7 protein-coding genes are annotated in these 7,106 nt (G+C 42.0%); 2 read left to right on the top strand and 5 right to left on the bottom strand.

The genetic code is table 11. The annotated features are described in order from the left end of the window. Positions 1 to 33: 33 nt before the first annotated feature. The 3 genes from FC85_RS03150 to FC85_RS03140 are packed head-to-tail and all read right to left on the bottom strand — an operon-like array spanning position 34 to position 1,703. Positions 34 to 336, bottom strand: coding sequence for a DUF3784 domain-containing protein (locus tag FC85_RS03150; RefSeq protein WP_225427647.1), 303 nt, complete (start codon positions 334 to 336; stop codon positions 34 to 36). A gap of 30 nt (positions 337 to 366) precedes the next feature. Next, positions 367 to 1,038 (bottom strand): Crp/Fnr family transcriptional regulator, encoded by a 672-nt coding sequence (locus tag FC85_RS03145; RefSeq protein ID WP_057864111.1) that lies wholly within the window; start codon positions 1,036 to 1,038, stop codon positions 367 to 369. A gap of 14 nt (positions 1,039 to 1,052) precedes the next feature. Further along, a complete protein-coding gene (locus tag FC85_RS03140) occupies positions 1,053 to 1,703 on the bottom strand; it encodes a hypothetical protein (protein WP_225427648.1) in 651 nt (216 codons plus the stop codon). Positions 1,704 to 1,847: 144 nt separating this feature from the next. Here FC85_RS03140 and FC85_RS03135 point away from each other — a divergent pair, with 144 nt between their 5' ends. Both FC85_RS03135 and FC85_RS03130 read left to right on the top strand, forming a co-directional pair. Next, a complete protein-coding gene (locus FC85_RS03135) occupies positions 1,848 to 2,807 on the top strand; it encodes a zinc ribbon domain-containing protein (RefSeq protein ID WP_057864110.1) in 960 nt (319 codons plus the stop codon). A gap of 20 nt (positions 2,808 to 2,827) precedes the next feature. Beyond that, positions 2,828 to 4,288, top strand: a complete 1,461-nt coding sequence (locus FC85_RS03130) for a zinc ribbon domain-containing protein (RefSeq protein ID WP_057864109.1) — start codon at positions 2,828 to 2,830, stop codon at positions 4,286 to 4,288. 504 nt (positions 4,289 to 4,792) lie between these two features. Here FC85_RS03130 and FC85_RS03125 read toward each other — a convergent pair. Next, positions 4,793 to 5,440 (bottom strand): TetR/AcrR family transcriptional regulator, encoded by a 648-nt coding sequence (locus tag FC85_RS03125; RefSeq protein ID WP_057864108.1) that lies wholly within the window; start codon positions 5,438 to 5,440, stop codon positions 4,793 to 4,795. A gap of 58 nt (positions 5,441 to 5,498) precedes the next feature. After that, positions 5,499 to 7,106 carry an ABC transporter permease gene (locus FC85_RS03120; protein WP_057864107.1) on the bottom strand — a complete coding sequence of 536 codons (1,608 nt, stop codon included), beginning with the start codon at positions 7,104 to 7,106 and terminating at the stop codon, positions 5,499 to 5,501.

The raw sequence follows: 7,106 nt of genomic DNA, 5'->3' as shown, positions 1-7,106 counted from the left end.
GAATATCAAGTCAGGGGGCTTATATTCTGGGGTCTAACCGCTTGCTGGCCCACTCTTATTCAAATAAACGATGACAACAATCCAAATGATGATATAGATTACAGTGAGAATGTAATAATACAGATCCGGGATATTCGGAATAAAGACGAGAATCACAAGAAGCGCACTTACATACATCATTAACCCCACAACGCGTCCTGCCAATTGCGATCTTTTATCATAAGGTTTAGTGGCCGTGTTATTGCCAGCAATTAAGAAAAGTAATTTCCCCCGCCTAAATAAATAACCAATCGCCAATGGCACCAAAGCCCACAACATTGCCCAGGAAAACATCATTTCGTCCCCCCAATCAATTGCCAATTGACCTTAAACCAGCTCCATCAAGCCATCTTCATCCCTAATTTTGACATTAGCTGCTGTCGTATCAATCAACTTTTTTGTTGTTAGCTGCTTAAATACCCGACTAATCGTTTCCGGGGTTGTCCCCAGATAAGTCGCAATGTCCTTCTTCTTTAGTGGCAACTTAAAATTTGTTTCATGAAGCGCAGCACTGGTTTCCAATAAATATTTCGCCACTTGGCCGGTAACATCTGAAGTTGCCGCAACCGTTTTATCCGCTTGCAGGTTGTTAATCTGTTGGCTCATTTCAGACAGTAAATTTACCGCCAACTGTGGGCTCCGGCTCAATAGTTTTTGAAATGCATCTTGATCGATTTGACAGACATTTGAATCAACAAGTGCGGTTGCCGTCACATTTCGCTGATTTCCATTAAATAAAGCAGCTTCGCCATCAAAATCGCCTGGCTGCATGACTTTTAACAATTGTTCCTTACCATTGGCCGCCACCTGCGAAATTTTAATTTGACCGGCTTCTAAAATCATAAAATGGCCAACGGTATCCCCCGCTAAATAAATAATGGTGCCCTTGGGATATTGGTGTTTAACAACTAAATCCGCCACTGCCGTTTTTTGAATTAAAGGTAATGATTTAAAGATCGGAACTAAGTTAACACATTCCAAAGCATGATGTTGATCCATGAAAGTTCCTCCTACTATGATAGTGCTAATAACTGATTCAACCACCGCTTGGTTGGCTCATCAGGAGCCGTGCTGACGTCAAACGGAATTGGTTCAAACATTGCGGCAACCTGATCCCAATCAATGGCGGTGCCACTCATTAAACCGGCTGTCAGCTCATCAACCTGCTCAGGTTTAATTAAACTCATCATTGCGGGATTGCCGCCCAATGTATTTAAAAGTGAATTTGCGGCCAGCTGCCGAACGACAATTTTAGATAACTGATCATCCGTAAGAAGATCACTCACAATCACGCGATCCGCTAGTGGTACGGCTGGCACTTCTCGTTTAATGAACTTTTGAAATTTTTCCCAGTGTTGAACAATTTGTTTATAAAACTGATAAGGGACCCGTACGTTGATCCTTTGAAAAACGGTCACTGCCATTTTCGCCATTGACCATGGGCTGTCCGTTCCACCCGTTTCAATCCAAGCCATCAAAAAGCGCTGCATTGTTTCCTTATCGACCGGGCCCAGCTTTGATTTCATCGTGAGCCCATAGCGAACTAACAGAAAAGCCTGAAATTTGTCAGCCGTGATCACCCGGCTATTCTGTTGTTGATGCCGCTTTTGAATTGCTTTAATTTGCTTTAATCGACTGGATTTTGCAAATTTTCCCTGTTTCACCAAACTATCACCATCGTTTTCCAATATTTTAAAACGAGACCCACTTAATTCATAATTGGTTAACAATTCACTTAATAAATATATTATAATAAATCGTAACGCCTATTTTCATTAACTAAAGATACATGAAAGGAAGTTTTTATTATGAAAGTATGTCCAAATTGTCAAAAGGAGAATCTTGCGGATGCTAAGTTCTGTGTCTACTGCGGCTTTAACCTCATAAATGTTTCAGCAGCCAGCTCAGACTCAAATACCCCACAATCACCGGCACCGGATTCACAAACAGCTAAAGCGAACTCGACCGCCGCTGATCCCCAAGCCAATCCTAACCAATCAGCAGCCTTCAGCACCAACCAGGATAACAATCAGCAACAAACAAATTCAACTGGTAGTCAGGCAACTGCTGATGCAACTCAGACCAATACCCGATACGCAGCAACTAATCACTTATTCAACTCTTTCCTACGTTACATAAAGGAATCTCTAATTAACCCTAATAATAACATTGAAGCACCCCATTATGGTGGTTTAATGTCGATCGGGCTCTACGTTGTCATTATGTTAATCATGTTTGGCGTCTTTTCCAGAAGAATTGTCGGTGCCATTGAAAATAGTGCCGGCAACGATCTGTCTTCACAAGTTGTCAGTTCCGTAACCGAACCAATTGCTTCAAATATTATGGCAATTTCAGGAATTTTAATTATTTCATTAGCTGCTTATCTCATCATTGCATATGCCGTTCGTCGTCTCATGCTCAACGACAATATCGCTTTTTTAGACTTCACAGATTTATTCGGTATTTATTTGAATATTAGTTCAGTGCTATTATTAGCAACATTCGTGCTATCATTATTTGTTAGTGTCGCCGCATCAGCATTTTTGCTTTTTCTGATTCTTGCCTTATTTGGTCTCAGCCAAGTTGTCATTAACTACGGCGTTGTGATGGTCCTAAAAGACGTTCAGGGAAAATTCAACACTTTTTATTCAATGCTGGTTGCTGAAATTCTCCCTGCCATCGTCATTTACCTCATTTCGATGCAGTATCTCAACGACATGGTGACCAATTTAGCCAATACGCTGCAAAACACATTTTCCGGCTATTAAATTGAGTGGAGGAATAAAAAATGGATAATCAAAAATTCTTCTGTCCCAATTGTGGAAAGCCGATCAGTAAAAACGACATTTTTTGCCCGGAATGCGGCTTCAACGTTAAAAAATATTTGGCTGGCCTTCAAGCTAAATCAACGAATCATCCTAATAATAATCCTCAGCGGCCAACCCAATCAGCACCAACTCAGCCGTCGCCATCAGCTGAACCGACTGCAAGCCCTGAGCAGCCGCACCGTCGGACACCACGGCAAGCTATGAAGCCTTGGCAGGTCATTTCAGTGGTGGTCGTTTTTATTATACTTATCGGTGGCTATCTTTTTCTAAATCATTACTATGGCAAAACTGCCACAGCTGATCGTTTGGTTACGGCTATTAAGCAGGATGAAGGTAAAACCGTGGCATCGCTGGTTAAAAGTAACGACCCAAGTTTTAAAATCACGTCATCTTCAGTTGAACCGCTGATTACTTATTATAGTCAAAATAAGGATCAGTTAGCAAAGCTGAAGGGGCAGCTAACCAGTACCGGCTATGTGAACGATCATTTGGCCTTTGTCAATTCCGGTCATAAATTCTTGCTGTTCGATAACTACCAGCTCAAGGTCAAAACAATCTATCCAGAAATTCAAACGAATCGCGCCGGTGCAAAGCTAAAAGTAAATGGAAAAGTTCTCTCAAATAAAATTGGGACAACCAATCCCAAAAAGATTGGGCCATACATGCCTGGCGAATACATCGTCCAAACTTCTGATACGGTTAATGGTCACAAATTGGTTAACAATGGCAAATACGCTTGGATTGACCCAACTAGTGATGACGAAGATATCTCATTAGATTTACAAACCATCTCTTATACCATTAAAGGACAGGCTGGTTCAACCGTCTTTTTAAGTGGTAAAAAAATTGGCACGCTGAACAAGAGCGGATTTTACGACATTAAAGAATATCCATTCAGTCAGGATATGACCGTCCAGCTTTCGATGAAAACTGCCTCCGGAAAAGTCGTCAATTCCGACAAGACTAAAATTGATATGTCCATGGATGGATCAACTGTCACACCAGTGTTCTCCGGTTTTGCCAGTACAGATGATGCCAGTGATTTAATCAATAACATCTGGGGTGACATTAGTGACGGTACCGTTACTGATGCGGACTCTGCCAACGATGATGATTTTGACGATTACTTTACTGGTGGCAGCACATCCATTATTTACCAGGACTTACTCAAAATGGTTGACTCTTATCAAAAGAATGATCATATTGATGACTACGAAATGGAACCAACCATCAAGAAGGTTGTGCCTTACGATACTGGTCAAACCATGGTTACCTACGATATTAAATATACCTTTGATAACGGCAGCCATGATCACATTCAAGTCTTTGAGTATGAAGCAATCATCCAAAAATCTGGTGATAATTATAAGATGAAGACAAACCGACTTACGAATAAAGTTTCTGACTACGATAAAGACTAGGAAACAGAGTGGGCCAGCAAGCAGACCCCAGAATATAAGCCCCCTAACCTTAATATTCCTGATTTTGGAATGTTAAGGTTAGGGGGCTTATATGGCCGGGGTCTGCTTGCTGGCCCACGTTTCTGCTAGGTAACAAGTTCAACAAAATATTCCCGGTTTTGGAATATCAAGTTAGGGGGCTTATATGGCCGGGATCTGCTTGCTGGTCCACGTTTTCACCAAGTAAAAAGTCCAACGAGATATTCCGGGTTTGAATAGTTGGATAATTTGGTTGCGTGGCTGGAAGATGCTTGATTTCTCAGTTCTCCACTCAGTAATAACCGTGATTATTCAAAAAAAGCTTGATCAAAATTCCAGCCTCTTCAAATCATCAATGGTTAGCGCACTGCCACACCACAGCTTACAAGAATAATCCCAGAATATAAGCTCCTTAATCCAATTCTCCTAGAGCACATGGAAAGTTGAATCAAGGAGCTTATTTTTGCATAATCAAACAAGCGTCAATTAACTTTTGGTCTGCTTGACAATGCCATATTCCACCATATCCATATATGCGGTCATTTCATCAATAATGGCTGTCATATCTTCGATTCGTTTTAATTCGGGATGCTTTTCAAAATAGGTTTGGAGCCATCTTGACAGTTCTTGAATCATCATTGACAAAAATCGTTTAACAACTTGTTCATCCAGCTCCGGCCTTAACTTTAATTTAGCGACAACCGAATTAACAACAGCCGTTTGTGTCTGTTCGGCCCATTTGTTAAATGTCTCAAACACTTGGTTTCTCAATTTTACCGGTACCATTGGATCATGAGCGTATACCCGCGTTAACAACGCGAACTCGTTAGGATATTGATGCGATAAAGCTGTCTTATACTGGGTTGCCCGAATAATCATTTTCACTAAATCATCTGAATCCGTCCAAACGGTCAAATCAACCACTGAAATTAAGGTTGCCATTGCCTGCTGAACTGCAGCGGTGTACAAACTTTTCTTATTGTCAAAATATCGGAATACTGATCCTTTGGAAACATTGGCAATTTTCGCAATTTCATCTGTACTTGCCCGAAAGCCATTCGTTCCAAAGGCCTGAATTGCTGCCGCCAAAATTGCTGCTTCTTTTTGCGGGTCTCTTGGTAATCGTTTTGCCATGATCATCCCTCTTTACTAGTTTGTTAATTTAGCACGACTCGTTAGAATCAACTGAACTTTAATTCGAGAAATCCCGTCTCCGATATCCAATGTAACCGATTACGATCAGCACGGCGGCAATGATCAAGATCCAGATAACCGGGGTACCATCAATTTCGTTGATTGGCACTTTTCTAAACCAATAAAATGGGGATATTTTCAATGCCCACGTTGGCAAATCAACCAATCGACCAAAATACGAAATCATGAATGAGCCACCGAGAAGCACCCAAACAATTGAACGCCACCTTGGTAAAAAGCCGATCAAAGCAACTAATGCGCTAATAAACACGGTTAAAACCGGCACTAGCGCTACAAAGGTTCGCCAGAAATAATGAAAAGCTAACGGGTGCTTCAAAACAGCGTTACCAGCTCCCATCGCCGCCATTAAAGCAGCAAAAAGGATGATGACCGAAAGCAGCCAACCATAAACAAAATAGGTTGATAATAAATAGCTTCGGCTTTGTGGCTTCGTATTAACCAACTGTAAATATCCTTTAATCTCTTCAGTGTATAAATGATTAATAACCATCGCGCCACCGACAACGGCCAACACGCCAAAGATCACTCCCAAAATACCAACAAATGATAAAAGCTGTGTCTTTTCGGCATGAGCAATACCGCTTGCGCCCAGCACTTGGCGGACGACCGGTGAGTCATTGACGATTTTACTAATGCTGTTAAAGACCGAACCATAGCTGGCACCGAGAACCGCCATCCCGATAATCCAAAACAAACTGATTGATTTTTGATTCCAAAGCAGGAGAGTTGCCGGTCCCCGCAGAAATCGGCTTCGACGCTTGCCCGCTCGAACTTGGATAATCCCAGCATCGATATCTCGGTTCACATTCAAAGCAACCGCCATCCCAAATGCAATCAAACCCAGAATGGCCAATAACCCAACCGGCAACCAATTATTTTCAGTATAAATGCCAGCCTTTTCAATCCATCCAAACGGCGATAGCCAAGTGTAGTCAGGATTAGCAACATCGGTCATCATCCGAACCAGATAAGTGATCCCAAAGAAAGCATAATTATAAATGGCAACATTATGACTATCGGCGACCAGCTGGGCAAAAATCAGTGAAATCATCCCAAACGTCCAACCAACTAACGCCAGGGTTACTGCAAAAAGCCAGTTACCATTAAAATCACTTCCCGGCATATTGGCAGCCATCATACCAAAACCAGTAATCAGAGCAAATAAGCTGTTGGCAACCAATAATTCCAATCCGGCTGCCGCAATGGGTGCCAATCGGCCAACAGGGTGACCCCCAAGGACCATTTCAGTTAATCCGGATTCTTCTTGACCACGAGTAGCGCCAACCGATAATGAGTAATTGAAGATCACCATAAAGATTCCCCAAAAGACCATCATTTCGGAGGCAAAGATAATTGCGGTATTCAAGCTGGCATGAGTCATCGGCCCAAATAACGAGACCATGGCCTGCGACCTCAACGTTTGGGCAATTGTTGCAATTTGTTTGGGGCTTCCATAAATGCCCTCGAATTTGGCGGCGACAGCCACAAACATGCCAGCCAAGACGGCCAACCAGATCAAGATTTTGATCCAATCACGTTTTAAATTTGCTTTTAATAAAGCGAAAGTTTGGGTATACTGTGTCAT

Origin of the sequence: Lentilactobacillus diolivorans DSM 14421 (genome assembly GCF_001434255.1) — a bacterium.
GTDB lineage: Bacteria > Bacillota > Bacilli > Lactobacillales > Lactobacillaceae > Lentilactobacillus > Lentilactobacillus diolivorans.
Note: the sequence above shows the minus strand (reverse complement) of the source record. Positions and strands in the feature narration are given on the sequence as shown.

Coding starts and splice junctions, on each gene's coding strand:
- FC85_RS03150 (WP_225427647.1), bottom strand. CDS start 336: ATGATGTTTTCCTGGGCAATGTTGTGGGCTTTGGTGCCATTGGCGATT.
- FC85_RS03120 (WP_057864107.1), bottom strand. CDS start 7,106: ATGACACAGTATACCCAAACTTTCGCTTTATTAAAAGCAAATTTAAAA.
- FC85_RS03130 (WP_057864109.1), top strand. CDS start 2,828: ATGGATAATCAAAAATTCTTCTGTCCCAATTGTGGAAAGCCGATCAGT.
- FC85_RS03135 (WP_057864110.1), top strand. CDS start 1,848: ATGAAAGTATGTCCAAATTGTCAAAAGGAGAATCTTGCGGATGCTAAG.
- FC85_RS03145 (WP_057864111.1), bottom strand. CDS start 1,038: ATGGATCAACATCATGCTTTGGAATGTGTTAACTTAGTTCCGATCTTT.
- FC85_RS03125 (WP_057864108.1), bottom strand. CDS start 5,440: ATGGCAAAACGATTACCAAGAGACCCGCAAAAAGAAGCAGCAATTTTG.